The 15,601-nt window shown below is 47.9% G+C and carries 13 protein-coding genes; 3 read left to right on the top strand and 10 right to left on the bottom strand.

Features of this window, described 5'->3' with window-relative positions; translation table 11 throughout:
• Nucleotides 1-11 precede the first annotated feature (11 nt).
• Nucleotides 12-2,465, bottom strand: coding sequence for a ribonuclease R (gene rnr, locus AOT11_RS08295; protein WP_039562169.1), 2,454 nt, complete (start codon nt 2,463-2,465; stop codon nt 12-14).
• A 250-nt stretch (nt 2,466-2,715) separates the two neighbouring features.
• Between rnr and AOT11_RS08290 the strand changes: the two genes are divergently transcribed.
• Complete coding sequence (locus AOT11_RS08290; RefSeq protein WP_026130584.1) at nt 2,716-4,122, top strand: amidohydrolase; 1,407 nt, start codon at nt 2,716-2,718, stop codon at nt 4,120-4,122.
• 63 nt (nt 4,123-4,185) lie between these two features.
• Here the strand turns inward: AOT11_RS08290 and nsrR are convergent, their stop codons facing one another.
• A complete protein-coding gene (gene nsrR / locus AOT11_RS08285; RefSeq protein ID WP_038939556.1) occupies nt 4,186-4,611 on the bottom strand; it encodes a nitric oxide-sensing transcriptional repressor NsrR in 426 nt (141 codons plus the stop codon).
• 130 nt (nt 4,612-4,741) lie between these two features.
• Here nsrR and hmpA point away from each other — a divergent pair, with 130 nt between their 5' ends.
• Entirely contained in the window at nt 4,742-5,926 is a 1,185-nt protein-coding gene (hmpA, locus tag AOT11_RS08280; protein ID WP_038964239.1) for an NO-inducible flavohemoprotein, read from the top strand.
• Nucleotides 5,927-6,030: 104 nt separating this feature from the next.
• Here the strand turns inward: hmpA and motX are convergent, their stop codons facing one another.
• The gene (motX, locus tag AOT11_RS08275) at nt 6,031-6,666 is read right to left on the bottom strand and encodes a flagellar protein MotX (RefSeq protein ID WP_026130583.1); all 636 of its coding nucleotides are present in this window, start codon (nt 6,664-6,666) and stop codon (nt 6,031-6,033) included.
• A gap of 233 nt (nt 6,667-6,899) precedes the next feature.
• Nucleotides 6,900-8,216: an adenylosuccinate synthase gene (locus AOT11_RS08270; RefSeq protein ID WP_011151326.1), complete on the bottom strand. Its 1,317-nt coding sequence runs from the start codon at nt 8,214-8,216 to the stop codon at nt 6,900-6,902.
• Nucleotides 8,217-8,389: 173 nt separating this feature from the next.
• Between AOT11_RS08270 and AOT11_RS08265 the strand changes: the two genes are divergently transcribed.
• On the top strand, nt 8,390-8,575 hold the full coding sequence (locus AOT11_RS08265) for a DUF2065 domain-containing protein (protein WP_017789728.1): 186 nt from the start codon (nt 8,390-8,392) through the stop codon (nt 8,573-8,575).
• Between the two features lie 79 nt (nt 8,576-8,654).
• On the opposite strand, the gene hflC is transcribed toward AOT11_RS08265, so the two are convergent.
• From hflC to mutL, 6 genes are all read right to left on the bottom strand, one after another.
• Complete coding sequence (hflC, locus tag AOT11_RS08260; protein WP_011151327.1) at nt 8,655-9,635, bottom strand: protease modulator HflC; 981 nt, start codon at nt 9,633-9,635, stop codon at nt 8,655-8,657.
• A gap of 2 nt (nt 9,636-9,637) precedes the next feature.
• The gene (gene hflK / locus AOT11_RS08255; RefSeq protein WP_011079278.1) at nt 9,638-10,837 is read right to left on the bottom strand and encodes an FtsH protease activity modulator HflK; all 1,200 of its coding nucleotides are present in this window, start codon (nt 10,835-10,837) and stop codon (nt 9,638-9,640) included.
• Nucleotides 10,838-10,882: 45 nt separating this feature from the next.
• Complete coding sequence (hflX, locus tag AOT11_RS08250) at nt 10,883-12,172, bottom strand: ribosome rescue GTPase HflX (protein WP_011079277.1); 1,290 nt, start codon at nt 12,170-12,172, stop codon at nt 10,883-10,885.
• Between the two features lie 41 nt (nt 12,173-12,213).
• Nucleotides 12,214-12,474 carry an RNA chaperone Hfq gene (gene hfq / locus AOT11_RS08245; RefSeq protein WP_011079276.1) on the bottom strand — a complete coding sequence of 87 codons (261 nt, stop codon included), beginning with the start codon at nt 12,472-12,474 and terminating at the stop codon, nt 12,214-12,216.
• A 177-nt stretch (nt 12,475-12,651) separates the two neighbouring features.
• On the bottom strand, nt 12,652-13,599 hold the full coding sequence (gene miaA / locus AOT11_RS08240) for a tRNA (adenosine(37)-N6)-dimethylallyltransferase MiaA (protein WP_039549636.1): 948 nt from the start codon (nt 13,597-13,599) through the stop codon (nt 12,652-12,654).
• Between the two features lie 4 nt (nt 13,600-13,603).
• A complete protein-coding gene (mutL, locus tag AOT11_RS08235; RefSeq protein ID WP_061778602.1) occupies nt 13,604-15,598 on the bottom strand; it encodes a DNA mismatch repair endonuclease MutL in 1,995 nt (664 codons plus the stop codon).
• Nucleotides 15,599-15,601 lie beyond the last annotated feature (3 nt).

The raw sequence follows: 15,601 nt of genomic DNA, 5'->3' as shown, positions 1-15,601 counted from the left end.
TACCAGACCGCTTACTCCGCTGCGTTTTTGCTGCGCTTGGCTTTCTTCGGTTTACTGTGTGGTTTTTTCTTCTGCGCTTTTTTCACTTTCTTTTTCTTGCCGTCTTTCTCTTCCGGACGCTTGGTCGGTTCGACGACAGGTTCGTGACGCATTGGCGCTTTCGATGCTCGAGCGACACCTTTTTTCTTCGCTTTGGCTTTCTCTTTTGCTTCCGCGACGCGCTTCTTCGCCGTTTTGCCTTCGCCGCGTAGCTTACGGCTTGTTCCCACCAATTCAAAGTCAATTTGCTTATCATTTAAGTTCACCGCCAGCACTTTCACTTTGACGGCGTCGCCTAAACGGTAAATGTGACCAAAGCTTTCACCGATAAGTCGTTGACCAATCGGATCAAATTGATAGTAGTCATTGGCCAGCGTCGAAATGTGCACCAAACCATCGATGTGCAATTCCGTCAGACGAACAAAGAAACCAAAACTGGTGACATTGGCAATCACCCCATCGAGTTCATCACCCACATGATCTTGCATGTATTCACATTTGAGCCAATCGGCAACATCGCGTGTGGCGTCATCGGCACGACGCTCGGTCATTGAACACTGCTCGCCATAGAAATCCATGTCATCGAATGAATAATGGAAGCCACCCGTTGGGGTCCAGCGGTCTTGATTCTGACCTTTCTCTTTGGCGATCAGGTATTTAATTGCTCGATGCAACAGCAAATCCGGATAACGACGAATTGGCGAGGTGAAATGCGCGTAGCGCTGCAACGCCAAACCAAAGTGACCAGCGTTATCTGCGTTGTACACCGCTTGCTTCATTGAGCGCAGTAACATGGTCTGGATCAGCTCTTTATCGGCACGTTCACCAATTTGCTTCACCAAATCCGCATAATCTGTCGGTGATGGCTCCAAGCCCCCTTTCAGATCTAAGCCTAACTCGCCCAAGAAATCGCGGAAGCCTTGCAAACGAAGCTCCCCTGGCGATTCGTGAATACGATAGAGCGCAGGCTCTTTGGCTTTTTCCACCAGCGAGGCAGAGGCAATGTTGGCCATGATCATACATTCTTCGATGATCTTGTGGGCATCATTACGAATCACAGGCTCAATACGGTCGATCTTACGCTCAGCGTTAAAGATGAACTTGGTTTCCACGGTTTCAAATTCAATCGCCCCACGCTGATCACGCGCTTCTTTTAGCACCTTGTACATCGCATGCAACTCTTCAAGGTGCGGCACCAATGGCGCATAACGCTCACGCAGCTCTTCATCCCCTTCCAGGATTTGGCTGACTTTGGTGTAAGTCAAGCGGGCGTGGGAATTCATCACCGCTTCATAGTGCTTGTAACCTGACAGCTTACCGCTATCTGAAATGGTCATTTCGCACACCATACACAAGCGATCCACTTGAGGATTCAACGAACAGAGGCCATTGGACAGCACTTCTGGCAACATAGGAACGACTTGAGATGGGAAGTAAACCGAGTTACCGCGGTTGATCGCTTCTTTGTCGAGCGCCGAGTCAGGGCGAACGTAGTAGCTCACATCCGCAATCGCCACCCATAAGCGCCAGCCGCCGCCTTTTTTCTTCTCACAATAGACCGCATCGTCAAAGTCACGAGCGTCCTCGCCATCGATGGTGACCAGCGGCAGTTGACGTAAGTCCACGCGACCAACCTTCGCTTCTTCAGGCACTTCTTCGCCTAAGTTCGCGATCTGCTTATCGACTTCTTCTGGCCACTCATGAGGGATTTGGTGTGTACGAATGGCAATTTGCGTTTCCATGCCCGGCGCCATATTTTCGCCCAGTACTTCCACGACTTTACCCATCATGCTGCGTGAGCGAGCACCACGGTCAGTGATTTCAATCACCACCACGTTGCCCATACGAGCCCCCGCTTTGTGTTCATTTGGGATCAGGATATCGTGGCTGATGCGTGAGTCGTCAGCCACCACATAGGAATAGCCGTACTCAAGGAAAAAACGCCCAACGATTTGTGCTTTGCGCTCTTCCAACACTCGCACTAAACGTCCTTCCCTGCGGCCGCGCTTGCTGTTGTCCGTCGGTTGCACCAAAACGAAATCGCCATGAATCAAGGTCTTCATCTGATGATGAGGCAGCAGAATATCATCGTCTTTGCTAACGCTGCCTTCTGGTCTTACCCAACCATGGCCGTCTTTGTGACCAATCACGTACCCTTTAATCATTTCCAATTTTTCAGGTAAGGCATAGCATTGACGACGAGTAAAGACGAGCTGCCCATCGCGCTCCATTGCACGCAAACGGCGTCTTAGCCCTTCATATTGATCTTCGTCTTTTAACTGCAGTGCTTCGAACAAATCATTGCGATTCATCGGTACGCCAGCTTGTTCGAGAAACTCTAAAATAAACTCACGACTTGGAATGGGATTTTCGTAATTTTCTGATTCACGATCAGCAAAAGGATCGTTTTGAATAACGTCTGACATAGGCACGCCTATTTAGCAAGGAAGGTATGGTTGTAGTATATCTGACTCTGCTCATAAGCTACAGCCACGCGTCGCAGTTTCAGCAAATTAACACTTATTTTTCATAGTTTTTCATCATTCTTCTGATTCGTTTACATCTCCGTGCCAAGATCACAGAAGTATGCAAACCGAAGAGCAAACGTTTGCAATTCATCATGGATCTCTTACTATCGCGGCAAACTATACCGATGCCTGTTCCAAGGAAAATAGAATGCTGAAACGTAACGTAATTGCTGCTGCCATTGCAGGCATGAGCCTGTTTTCATCCATGAGTTCTGCCGCGCAACCTGCAGATCTTATGATCACCGATGCCATGATCCTCACCATGAACCAAGACAAAGTGGTGTATCAAAACGGCACTGTAGTGGTAAAAGAGAACAAAATCATCGCGGTGGGTGATGCGGATGTAGCAAAGCAGTATCAAGCAAAACAAGTGCTTGATGTCGATGGTGACATCGTGATGCCGGGATTAATCAACACGCACACGCATGTTTCGATGACGGTATTTCGCTCGTTAGGTGACGATGTGCCAGACCGCCTGCATCGCTACATTTTCCCATTAGAAGCCAAACTGGTGTCACGCGATATGGTTCGCATCGGCGCAAATTTGGGGAACGTTGAAATGCTCAAAGGCGGCGTAACGACCTACGCAGACATGTATTACTTCGAAGACGAAGTGGCGAAAACGGTCGACCAAATTGGTATGCGTGCCGTGCTTGGCCAGAGTGTGATTCAGTTTCCTGTCGCCGATGCAAAAAACGCAGATGAAGGCATTCAATACGCTCTGAACTTTATCGACCAATACCAAGATCACCCAAGAATTACCCCAGCGTTTGCACCGCACGCGCCCTACACTAACACCACAGAAACGCTACAGAAAATTGCGAAGCTCTCGCTAGAAAAGAACGTACCTGTTTTGATTCACTTAGCCGAATCCACCCGTGAGCAAGAAAAGATTGCTGAACGATCAAACGGTTTATCACCGGTGCAGTACATGCATCAAATCGGCGCATTGAATGCCAACCTCGTCGGCGCTCACATGATTTTGGTCGACGACAAAGACATTGAGTTAGTGAAGAAAGCAGATATGGGCGTGGCTCATAACATGAGTGCCAACATTAAATCTGCCAAAGGCGTCGCCCCAGCGCTCAAAATGTACGACGAAAACGTGCGTATTGGTTTGGGTACCGATGGTCCAATGTCGGGCAACACGCTCAGCACCATTGATGAGTTCAACCAAGTGGCGAAAGTCCACAAACTGGTCAATCACGATCGTGCGGCCATGCCACCACTAAAAGTGATCGATATGGCGACCATGGGCGCAGCAAAAGCGCTGCACATGGAAGATAAAATTGGTTCTCTTGAAGTCGGAAAACTGGCAGACATCATCGTTATCGATACCAAAGCGCCAAACATGGTGCCCGTATACAACCCATACTCTGCTTTGGTTTACTCAGCCAACAGCGGCAATGTGCGCCATGCCATTGTTGATGGCAAGCTGATCATGCAAGAGCGTCAAATCAACACGGTGAATGAAGAACAGATTCGCCAAGAAGCATTGGCCTTTACTGACATTGTCCGTAAAACCGTGCTCGACTCTGGCGAAGAGATTCGTTAACTCCCCCGACATTGGCAACAACAGTATGCTCTCTCTTTGGATAGGGCATACTGGCAACGGAAGCTAAGCTTTTTGCAGCAAGATCAGGAGCTCTGCGTTGTCATCCAACAGATCAGCGATCGAGCAGTCATCCAACTCCGCCAAAAATGCCAACTTCGCACGATATAAGCGCTCCTTCAAACGGCATGCGGGCGTGATGTGGCAGAACTCCACCGAGCAATTGACAAGATCCAACGGCTCCAAATCTCGAACAACCTCTCCGACTAAAATCGTCTTCGCCGGACGATTCAACCGAATACCACCATTTTTTCCTCTTACGGTTTGGATGTAGTTTAGCTGCCCCAAACGGTTGATCACCTTGACCATATGGTTACGTGAAACACCAAATAGCTCGGTCACATCGGTGATATTGGTCTGTTCATTATCCGGCAACGACGCAAGATAAATCAGGGTGCGCAAGGCGTAATCAGTAAAGCTCGTCAGTTGCATGGTGGGCTCCTCTATGGTGAAGAAAGTCTAAAACTTTTCTTGATTGAAAGATACATTTGAGATACAACTTTAAACATGCATTACAGATGCAACTTAAAATTAGACAAATCATCCTAATAGGAAGCCCGCTATGCTCAGCGAAAACACCATTAACATTGTAAAATCGACCGCCCCTCTGTTAGCAGAAACAGGACCAAAACTGACCGCCCATTTCTACCAGCGTATGTTTGAGCACAATCCTGAACTCAAAGATATCTTTAACATGAGTAACCAACGCAATGGTGACCAACGAGAAGCGTTGTTCAACGCCATCTGCGCCTATGCCAGCAACATAGACAATCTACCTGCACTCTTAGGTGCGGTGGAAAAAATCGCTCACAAGCACTCCAGCTTTTTGATCACTGCCGATCAATATCAAATTGTCGGTGGTCACTTGTTGGCAACCATCGATGAACTTTTCGCTCCGGGGCAAGCCGTGCTCGACGCCTGGGCTGAAGCTTATGGGGTGCTGGCGAATGTCTTCATTCAGCGAGAAGAGCAAATTTATCAAGACAACGAATCACAGACCGGCGGCTGGCGTGGCTTGCGTGAATTTGAACTGATCGAAAAACGATACGAGAGTGCGCACATCTGTAGCTTTGTCTTTAAGCCCGTCGATGGTGGCGCTGTCGTTAGCTTCAAACCAGGACAATACTTGGGGATTTACATCAACGATGAGCAGTTTGAAAATCAAGAAATTCGCCAATACAGCTTGTCGTCCTCTGTACGCCCCGATTGCTATCGCATTTCGGTGAAACGTGAAGAAGGCGGCCGAGTCTCGAGCTATCTGCACGATCATCTCGACGTTGGCAACAAAGTCAAACTCGCGGCGCCAGCCGGTGACTTTTTCCTTGATGCCGCGCCAACGGCACCTGTCGTGCTTATCTCTGCGGGTGTCGGCCTCACTCCAACACTTTCTATGCTTGAAAGCCTAACCGAGCATCAAGCGCCGGTGACTTGGATTCATGCAACTGAAAATGGTCAGCAACACGCATTTAAACAACACGTCAAACAATTGGTTGAAGCGCATACGCATTTCAATTCATTAGTTTGGTACAACCAACCAAACTCAGACGATAAGATCGGTGACGATTTCCAGTTCAGTGGATGGGTAAACCTGCATGAGATTGAAACCGTCCTCAAACAAGCTGATGTGCAAGTGTACTTCTGCGGCCCTGTTGGCTTTATGCAGTTCATCGCCAAACAATTGCTTGAGATGGGAGTGCCAGAACAACAGTTCCACTACGAATGTTTTGGCCCTCACAAAGTGGTTTAGTACTAGAGTACGACAAGGTTCGGTGAACTCAACCACATAAGACACAAAAGCCCACCGAGTTGGTGGGCTTTGACATTCAAAGAGAGAAGAGTGATGACAAGGTATTACCAGAACGTATCTCGCCTTTTCGCTCGGGCGATAATATTCTCTGGCATGCGCTGCTCTAAACCTTGGCGCAGCATTGAAATTCGTTGGTGCTGACGTTGGTCAGCAGTGACTGAGTTGTAGAGCCAGCGATAGGCATCTTCGTAATCCAAAGGGCTGCCATAATCACGCAGCAGCAGTTCAGCAAGATGGATACGTGCATTCAGGTTACCCATGGCCGCCGCTTCGCGAAGGTAGGGAATCGCTCTTTCTTTGTCTTGTTGTACTAAGGTACCACGTGAATAGTAGCGCCCCAGCTGCTCTAATGCTGCCGGTAGCCCTTGGTGAGCTGAGTTTTCCATGTAGTAGAGCCCGAGTTCGACATCTTGCTCCACACAAACTCCCCACGCCAGCATATCGCCATAGAGGAACTCGTACGCTGGTAGGTTAATTCTCGTTGCCCGCGCCACGATATCTTCCACCAGCTGGCAGTTATCCGCGCGCACACGTTCAAGGTGCTTATTTTGCTCAATCAGCTTAATAAGCTCTGCTTCGGTATAAATCGGTACGGGCGCTCCGACTTCTGCGACATTCGCTTTAGAAAAAGGAGCACTCAACACCAACAGTAGCGAAGCAGCTACTGTTCGTAATCTCATATTCATCACTCTTTAATGTTTATCCTCAGCCAACGCGTCTCTTTGAAATCACAGGCTTGATAACATTATCGGCAAAAGACCGCTTAGCTTTAGACAAAAATTGCCGCTTATCGGCAATAGCTTGCCACAGCTAGTATAGTTTTTCACCAGCTTGAGTGCAGTAGAAAATGACTCCCATTAGAGAATACAAAAAACCGGCCAAGAGGCCGGTTTCGTTGTCACGTATATCGCGATTAAGATTCGAATGGATGAACCTTAACGATCGTTTCGTTGCGATCTGGACCTGTAGAAATGATGTCTACTGGTACGCCAGTCAACTCTTCAATACGCTTGATGTAGTTGATCGCCGCTTGTGGTAGATCTTCTAGAGATTTGGCACCAAAGGTGTTCTCAGACCAACCAGGCATGGTTTCGTAGATTGGCGTCACTTTCTCAAACGCTTCTGCCGCCATTGGAGAAACTTCGAGAACAGAACCATCTTCCATTTGGTAACCAGTACAGATTTTCAGTTCTTTCAAACCATCTAGAACATCAAGTTTGGTTAGACAGAAACCTGATACAGAGTTGATTTGGATTGCGCGGCGCATTGCAACAGCGTCAAACCAACCAGTACGACGTAGGCGACCCGTTGTTGCACCAAACTCGTGACCAACAGTACCTAGGTGTTTACCCACTGGATCTTGCTTTTCTTGACCATCGTAAAGCTCAGTTGGGAATGGACCAGCACCTACGCGAGTACAGTAAGCTTTTGCAATACCTAGGATATAGCCAAGGTAACGAGGACCAAAACCAGAACCTGCCGCAACACCACCAGCGGTTGTGTTAGAAGAGGTTACGTATGGGTAAGTGCCGTGGTCGATGTCTAGCAGTGTACCCTGAGCACCTTCGAACATGATTTTGTCGCCGCGCTTGCGTGCTGCGTCTAGTTCGTCAGTAACGTCGATAACCATTGAAGTCAGTAGCTCTGCATAGCCTTTCGCTTGCTCAAGCACTTCTTCATAGCTTACTGCTTCTGCTTTGTAGAAGTTAACTAGTTGGAAGTTATGGAACTCCATTACTTCTTTTAGTTTTTCTGCAAACGCTTCCATATCGAATAGGTCGCCAACACGTAGACCGCGGCGAGCCACTTTATCTTCGTATGCAGGACCAATACCACGGCCTGTTGTACCGATAGCTTTTTTACCGCGAGCAATTTCGCGAGCTTGGTCCATAGCAACATGGTAAGGAAGAATGAGAGGACAAGCTTCAGAAATGAATAGGCGTTCGCGAACTGGAATACCGCGCTCCTCAAGAGGTTTCATTTCTTTAATTAGCGCTTCAGGTGAAAGTACTACACCGTTACCGATAACACATTTTACGTTATCACGTAGGATACCTGATGGAATTAAGTGAAGTACGGTTTTAACACCGTCGATTACGAGTGTGTGACCAGCATTGTGACCGCCTTGGTAGCGAACCACATACTTTGCATCTTCAGTCAAAAGGTCAACGATTTTACCTTTACCTTCGTCACCCCATTGGGTGCCCAGAACGACTACGTTATTTGCCATCTTTCCAAGTCTGATTGATAGTTAAAAAAGGATTCTAGCACCGAATTAGGCATCTTGCAGTCATTTTTTGTGCACAGCGATCCCTTCCTTTCAGTCATTCCTCAGCACGGCCACTTTTGCCACCATCATATCACTGATAATATTTCACTTTATTTTCACTGCGGATTTATGCAATGTCGAACTCACTTTGGTTGGCGCTTGGGCTGGTACTGATTGTGGAAGGATTGGGGCCATTGCTGGCTCCGAGAGGGTGGCGAAATATGGTGGCACAATTAAGTGAGCAACCCGATAATCAGTTACGCCGCATTGGAGGTTGTCTTGTCGTGGCTGGTGCGGTTATCGCTTACATGATGAGTTAAGTTTCCCCTAAATACACCTGTTTTAGACAAGAAAAAAGGCTCCAATGGAGCCTTTTCATTAAAACACAAGGTCACCGTATTAGTTTGCTGCGGCGCCTTTTGCATTGTTCATGTACTGGAAGAACTCACTCTTTGGATCCAACACAAGAATATCGCTCTTAGTGCCAAATGACTTCTCATACGCTTTCAATGAACGCATGAAGCTAAAAAACTCAGGATCTTTGTTGTAAGAATCAGAGTAAATTTTCGCCGCTTTCGCGTCCGCTTCACCACGTGTTACACGCGCAGTCTTGTCCGCTTCAGCTAGAATAGTCGCCACTTCTAGCTCAGCTTGAGCGCGGATAACTTCCGCTTTCTCACGACCTTGAGAACGGTGCTTACGCGCAACAGACTCACGCTCTGCACGCATACGACGGTAGATAGATTCACTGATTTCATCCGGAAGATTGATTTTCTTCATACGGAAGTCCACCACGCGAACACCCAAGTCTTTCATGGCACTTTCACGCGTATCCTTCAATACATTCGACATGATCAGGTCACGTTCGCCATCGATCTCCAGAGCTTGACGAGCCGCTTCAGTGCTCACTTCCGCGCTGGTCACGCTTTCAGGCAATACATCACCGTTACGTGGACCAGACACAATCTGTTTGATCTCACGAGCACCGATTTCTGCACGTAAAATGTCAGTCACTTTACGCTCAAGTAACGCCTCAGCGGTGAGCGTATTGCCACCGCCCGTTGCAAGGTAGTAACGGCCGAAATCTTCAATACGCCATTTCACATACGAATCGATGATGACGTCTTTTTTCTCTGACGTCACAAAACGGTCTGAACGTCCGTCCATTGTCTGAATACGTGCATCTAACGTTCTCACGCGATCAAACAACGGCATTTTGAAATGCAAACCAGGTTCGTAAACTCGGGTAACGTCATTGGTATCTTTGAGTACTCGACCAAAACGAACCACGATACCACGCTCACCTTCTGGGATGACAAACAACGACATTAATAGGGTTGCAAGTACAAGAACCAGTACAGGGATCATTAACTTACGCATTCTTAGTATCTCCCTTGACGTGAACCTGTTGAACGAGACTGCGTGTTCTGAGTGTTGTCAGCCGAACTCTCTGATTCCAATTGGATCTGATCGTAAGTCGAAGATGATTTCGTTTTACGTTTCGTATCCGTTTGAGAGTCTTGACCCGCCAACTTATCAATCGGCAAGTAAAGTAAGTTGCCACTTGATTCAGAATCAATCAGCACTTTCGATGTGCTTGAATACACTTCTTCCATCGTATCTAGGTAGAGGCGATCACGCGTAACCTTCGGTGCAGCTTGGTATTCAGGTAACAGCTTTTCAAACTGAGCCACTTGACCCAACGCTTCGTTAATGGTGCGTTCACTGTAACCTTGAGCCTCTTTCTTCAGACGCTCTGCGCGACCTGTTGCTTTTGGCAAGATTTCATTTTTGTACGCTTCGGCTTCACGAATGAAACGCTCTTCATCCTCACGCGCCGCAATCGCATCATCGAATGCATCTTTTACTTGCTCAGGCGGACGAGCAGACTGGAAGTTCACATCCACAATCACTAAGCCCATATCATAGCTATCGATGATTTGGTTTAACGTCTGTTGAGTGCTTTGACGAATTTGCTGACGACCACTGGTCAAAATGCTGTCCATCAATGAGTCGCCGATCACGGCACGCAGTGCCGAGTCTGTTGCTTGACGCAAGCTGTCATCAGCGTTAGTCACTCGGAACAGGTATTTGTAAGGATCCGCAACACGGTACTGAACATCCATCGAAACCGTCACGACGTTTTCGTCTTTAGTCAGCATCGTACCCGATGAACGTAGCGAGCGAATGGCTTGCACGTTAACTGGTGTGACTTCGTCAATAAAACGTGGGCGCCAGTTTAGACCAGGGTCAACGATACGATCGTATTTACCTAGACGTAACACCACGCCACGCTCCGCTTCACCAATGGTGTAGAAGCCTGCGAAAACCCAGACAAGTACGGCAATAACGGCAATGACACCAAAGCCAATTGCACCGCCACCACCAATTGAAGGCCCACGCCCTCCCTTGTTGCCAAACTTACCACCCAGCTTTTGACTCAGTTTGTTAAACACTTCATCCAAATCCGGCGGCCCTTGGTCTCGTCCTCCCGGACGCTGACCACCACGATTATTGTTACCCCAAGGGTCATTATCGCGGCCATTGTTGCCGTTGTTATTTCCAGGCTCATTCCACGCCATTAGAAAGCTCCATCATTTGATATGACGTTATACTGTAGCAGTCCTTTAAGTAACGATAAAGTCACTCAAAACTGCCCCTTCTCTTTTTTCAAGTCTAGACCAATCTACTTGCTGCATTCGAATATCGATCAACAAGTTACCATCCTGATCATATTCTTCCTGTTGAATACATTTCATCTGGAAGAATGTACTACGAAACCGTCCTTGATGTTGTGGAGGGATTCGCAACTGGCACTCCACCATGCTTGAAGCCAAACGTTCCGTCAGCGCTTCAAACAGGAGATCGATACCTTGACCATCCATCGCAGAAAGCCAGACGACTTGGGGTACCCCTTCATCATCGCGCTCAATACGTGGACGTTGGTCTTCCATATTGTCTATCTTGTTCATCACCACGAGTGTTGGTATCTCGTGAGCATTGATTTCTTCTAGTACTACGTGAACAGCTTGAATATTCTCACGAAAACGCTCATCACTGGCATCAACAACATGTAACAAAATGTCAGCTTCTTGCGTTTCTTGCAAGGTTGCTTTAAATGCTGCGACCAGATCATGTGGTAGATGTCGAATAAATCCGACCGTATCCGCCAAAATGGCTGGCCCAACATCCGCCAGTTCAATCTTACGCAGAGTCGGATCCAACGTCGCAAACAATTGGTCGGCAGCATAAACCCCAGCTTCAGTGATACGGTTAAACAGGGTGGATTTCCCTGCGTTGGTATACCCGACCAAAGAAATGGTTGGAATTTCTGCACGATTTCGGGCACGGCGCCCTTGCTCACGCTGTTTCGCTACTTTTTCTAGACGACGTAAAATCGCTTTAATACGCTCACGCAGTAAACGGCGGTCTGTTTCAAGCTGAGTTTCCCCAGGTCCACGCAAGCCAATACCACCTTTTTGCCTCTCAAGGTGCGTCCAACCGCGAATTAAGCGAGTAGAGATATGTCGAAGCTGAGCCAACTCCACTTGAAGTTTACCTTCGTGGGTACGAGCTCGTTGGGCGAAAATATCCAGAATCAGACCGGTACGGTCGATGACTCGACACTGACACAATCTTTCGAGGTTGCGCTCTTGGGCAGGAGAGAGGGCGTGATTAAATATCACGATTTCAGCTCCGGTCAATTGCACAGCTTGAGCAATTTCCTGAGCCTTTCCCTCTCCGACGTAGTATTTGGCGTGTGGTGACTGACGACTTGCAGTAATGACCTGTAACGTTTCTACCCCTGAGGAAGAAACCAACATTTCACATTCTGCAAGGTCTTCCCACTCGCCTTGTTGCGTGAAGTTGACATGAACAAGTACGGCTCGCTCACCGGATTCATAACGGTCAAACAAGCAATCAACTCCTTAAAGTGTTTAAATGATCGATAACGAAATTAATCTTCCGATTTCTCGCTTGGACGATCTGAGCCACGCTCGCCGCTGTGGTGACTCACTGGACGAGCAGGAACCACAGTAGAAATTGCGTGCTTATAAACCATCTGGTTTACTGTATTCTTCAGCAGGATCACAAATTGATCGAACGACTCGATCTGACCTTGCAATTTGATACCGTTTACTAGGTAAATCGATACAGGGATACGCTCACGACGGAGTGCGTTTAGAAATGGGTCTTGTAGAGATTGCCCCTTAGCCATTTTATTTTCCTTATTTAATTTGTAGTTGTAATTATTTAGCTAGTGGTGCACTGCAAAAGAAAATGCCTTTGCATCTGAGCTAAACGAACAAAAAACACCCTTAGTTACTAGCAGCCTAAACAGCAAGTTACCAGAAACTGATCCTTCTTAGAGTGTATTCACGCAAAAACGATCACATTATACACAGCTATCTCTATCAGATGCTATGGCTTCTGAGAGAGTTTCTAGTGACTGTTCAATGTTTTCGCTATCCAACCAAGTTAAATTATCCCAGCTGCGCAACCAGGTAATTTGTCGCTTGGCCAATTGACGAGTTGCACAGATACCACGATAGATCGCGTCATCTAAAGTGCAATTTCCGTCTAAATAGTCCCACATCTGTCGGTAACCGACGCATCGAATGGAAGGAAGATCCGGATGAAGATCCTTGCGTGTATACAAGGCTCTCATTTCTTGTTCAAATCCGGCTTCCATCATTTTATCGAAACGCAGTTCAATACGACGATGGAGCTCTGCCCTTTCCTTGGGAGCTATTGCGAACTGCTTGACACGAAACGGTAAACTTTCCCCTTTCGTTTCCGTCAGTTCAGTAAGAGTTTTACCTGAAATTCGATAAACTTCCAATGCACGCGACAATCTTTGCGGATCATTCGGGTGTATTCTCGCTGCCGATACAGGATCAATCTCTTGAAGCTCATCGTGCAATACTGACCAACCTTTCGTCAATGCTTCTTGTTCAATTTGCTGACGTATTTCAGCATTTGCAGCAGGAAGTGGTGACAGACCTTCGAGTAACGCCTTGAAATACAGCATAGTTCCACCAACAAGCAGCGGAATTTTGCCTTGTGCCACGATCTCGTTCATAGCAGCGAGTGCATCACGACGAAAATCAGCCGCAGAATAGGCTTCGGTCGGATCTAAAATATCGATCAAACGATGCGGTGCCAGTTGCTGCTCGCGTTCATCAGGTTTGGCAGTGCCAATATCCATGCCCTTGTAAATTAGAGCGGAGTCGACACTGATAAGTTCAACCGGATATCGTTGACGCAATCGGATTGCTAATTCCGTTTTTCCCGATGCTGTCGGCCCCATTAAAAACAGAGCTAAAGGTAATTGTTCAGTCATGGTGTCATGTCAGTTGTGCAATCGTTGCCGAGAAATCGACACTCGTGACCAGTTGAGCATCCTGTAGCGGGAGCTTCTCTTGCCAGAGTTGTTCGAGTTCCGAAATAATTTGTATCGCCTCAGAAAGTGTATAGTGGCTTTTCACTTTTGCCACACGCAACGCCAACCACTGCGCCATCGCCGTGTCATTTTGTGCCTGCTCTTCCTTCTGGGCTTGCGAAGCGGCGTAAGATAACAGATCTGGAATAAGAAGTTGTAAATTTTGTTGCCTTAATGGCGCAGGCACCCCCATCACCATTAGGGCTTTCTCATTACGCATTTTAAGGAGGATCCCCATCCGAGCAAAACGATCTTGATGCTCTTGCGCGGCATGAACCAACCCTTTTTCCAGTTTTAGCGAAAGCGGCACCAACAAAGGCTGAGACTTCAATGGCGCTTTATCGCCATTCAGTTGCCCAAGGGTTCGATAGAACTCTGCGCGAGCAAGAGAAATCAGCTGGCAACCCGCCTTCGTTGTCGTCAAAAGATAACGTTGCGCCACCACGGACACCGCCTTCCCTAACTCTTGGACTGGAGAGGCGATTGGGGGCGACGGAGCACATTCCACATTCTGGGACGGAAAATCCGGGGTATGAAGTAACTCCGCATACGCTTTGACTTGCTGTTTGCTGGGTGCTGACTCGCCGTAGCGTTCACTCTGATTTGAAGGTGATGTATGGCGCGCAGGGGATCGTGACTCCATCCAAGCATGGCGCTCATTGTGTGGCGCAGGTGAAACTTCACAGCCTTGTTCACTGAAGAGCGAGCTTTCCAAAGGTGCCCGTTGCTGCAACGGTTGCTCTTGTCCTGCTTTTCGTGGATAGGCTGGCGCTTTTTCAATGGCGTGATAAACCGATTGTGGAACCTCATTACTTTCGGCAGGAAAGCGACCGAGTGGTTCAACTTCTGGCTCGACTTGATAATGAAAAGCTGACTCATTGATTTGCGGCTGCTCGATACTGTCACTTTGCGCCAACGCACTTGCAAGTGCTTGATAGATAAAATCATGTACCAAGCGGGCTTGATGGAAGCGTACTTCATGTTTGGCAGGGTGAACGTTGACGTCAACTTGATGTGGATCCAGCTCAATGAACAGGACGTAAGCGGCAAATTGCTCAGGCTTTAAGCTCGTCTCGTAGCTTTGGCGAATGGCATGATTGATGAGCTTGTCGCGCATCATCCGGCCATTAACATAACAATATTGCAGATCACTTTGCTGGCGGGCCCCTTCAGGCGTGGTGATCCAACCGTGAAGTTTGAGACCCTGATGTTCGAGCTCTATTTTCAGTATGCAACGTACAAACGCTTGACCACAAACGGTGGCTAAGCGTTTTTCTGCCTGAAGATCATTGTGTGCAGCACGATATTGGCGGATCACTTTGCCGTTGTGGCGTAAGGTTATCGACACATCAAAACGACTGAGTGCAATCCGTTTTAGCAACTCATCAATATGGGCAAATTCGGTTTTCTCAGTTCGAAGAAATTTGCGTCTGGCAGGGGTGTTAAAAAACAGATCGACCACTTCAACGGTGGTACCAATCGGGTGAGCGGTAGGCTGCAGTTTCACCTGCATATCCCGCCCTTCCGTATAAGCGCTCCACGCTTGCTCTTGCGTTGCTGGGCGAGAAGTGAGGGTCAAACGCGCGACTGAACTGATACTGGCTAACGCTTCACCACGAAAACCAAGGCTCATGATCGCTTCCAGATCGTCCAACGTGTGGATTTTTGACGTCGCGTGTCGACTTAGCGCAAGGCCCAACTCATCTTTCACAATACCAGAGCCGTTATCACGGATACGAATCAGCTTTGCGCCGCCTTTCTCGATATCGATGTCAATCTTAGTTGCCCCTGAGTCAAGGCTGTTTTCCACTAACTCTTTGACCACAGAAGCGGGGCGTTCAACCACTTCACCAGCCGCTATCTGGTTCGCCAAACGCGCTGGTAATATCCGGATCGTCATCTC

Origin of the sequence: Vibrio vulnificus NBRC 15645 = ATCC 27562, from assembly GCF_002224265.1 — a bacterium.
In the GTDB taxonomy this organism is placed as follows: Bacteria; Pseudomonadota; Gammaproteobacteria; order Enterobacterales; family Vibrionaceae; genus Vibrio; species Vibrio vulnificus.
Note: the sequence above shows the minus strand (reverse complement) of the source record. Positions and strands in the feature narration are given on the sequence as shown.

Coding starts and splice junctions, on each gene's coding strand:
- hmpA (WP_038964239.1), top strand. CDS start 4,742: ATGCTCAGCGAAAACACCATTAACATTGTAAAATCGACCGCCCCTCTG.
- hflK (WP_011079278.1), bottom strand. CDS start 10,837: ATGGCGTGGAATGAGCCTGGAAATAACAACGGCAACAATGGCCGCGAT.
- rnr (WP_039562169.1), bottom strand. CDS start 2,465: ATGTCAGACGTTATTCAAAACGATCCTTTTGCTGATCGTGAATCAGAA.
- miaA (WP_039549636.1), bottom strand. CDS start 13,599: ATGACTGAACAATTACCTTTAGCTCTGTTTTTAATGGGGCCGACAGCA.
- AOT11_RS08290 (WP_026130584.1), top strand. CDS start 2,716: ATGCTGAAACGTAACGTAATTGCTGCTGCCATTGCAGGCATGAGCCTG.
- hfq (WP_011079276.1), bottom strand. CDS start 12,474: ATGGCTAAGGGGCAATCTCTACAAGACCCATTTCTAAACGCACTCCGT.
- nsrR (WP_038939556.1), bottom strand. CDS start 4,611: ATGCAACTGACGAGCTTTACTGATTACGCCTTGCGCACCCTGATTTAT.
- AOT11_RS08265 (WP_017789728.1), top strand. CDS start 8,390: ATGTCGAACTCACTTTGGTTGGCGCTTGGGCTGGTACTGATTGTGGAA.
- motX (WP_026130583.1), bottom strand. CDS start 6,666: ATGAGATTACGAACAGTAGCTGCTTCGCTACTGTTGGTGTTGAGTGCT.
- AOT11_RS08270 (WP_011151326.1), bottom strand. CDS start 8,216: ATGGCAAATAACGTAGTCGTTCTGGGCACCCAATGGGGTGACGAAGGT.
- hflC (WP_011151327.1), bottom strand. CDS start 9,635: ATGCGTAAGTTAATGATCCCTGTACTGGTTCTTGTACTTGCAACCCTA.
- mutL (WP_061778602.1), bottom strand. CDS start 15,598: ATGACGATCCGGATATTACCAGCGCGTTTGGCGAACCAGATAGCGGCT.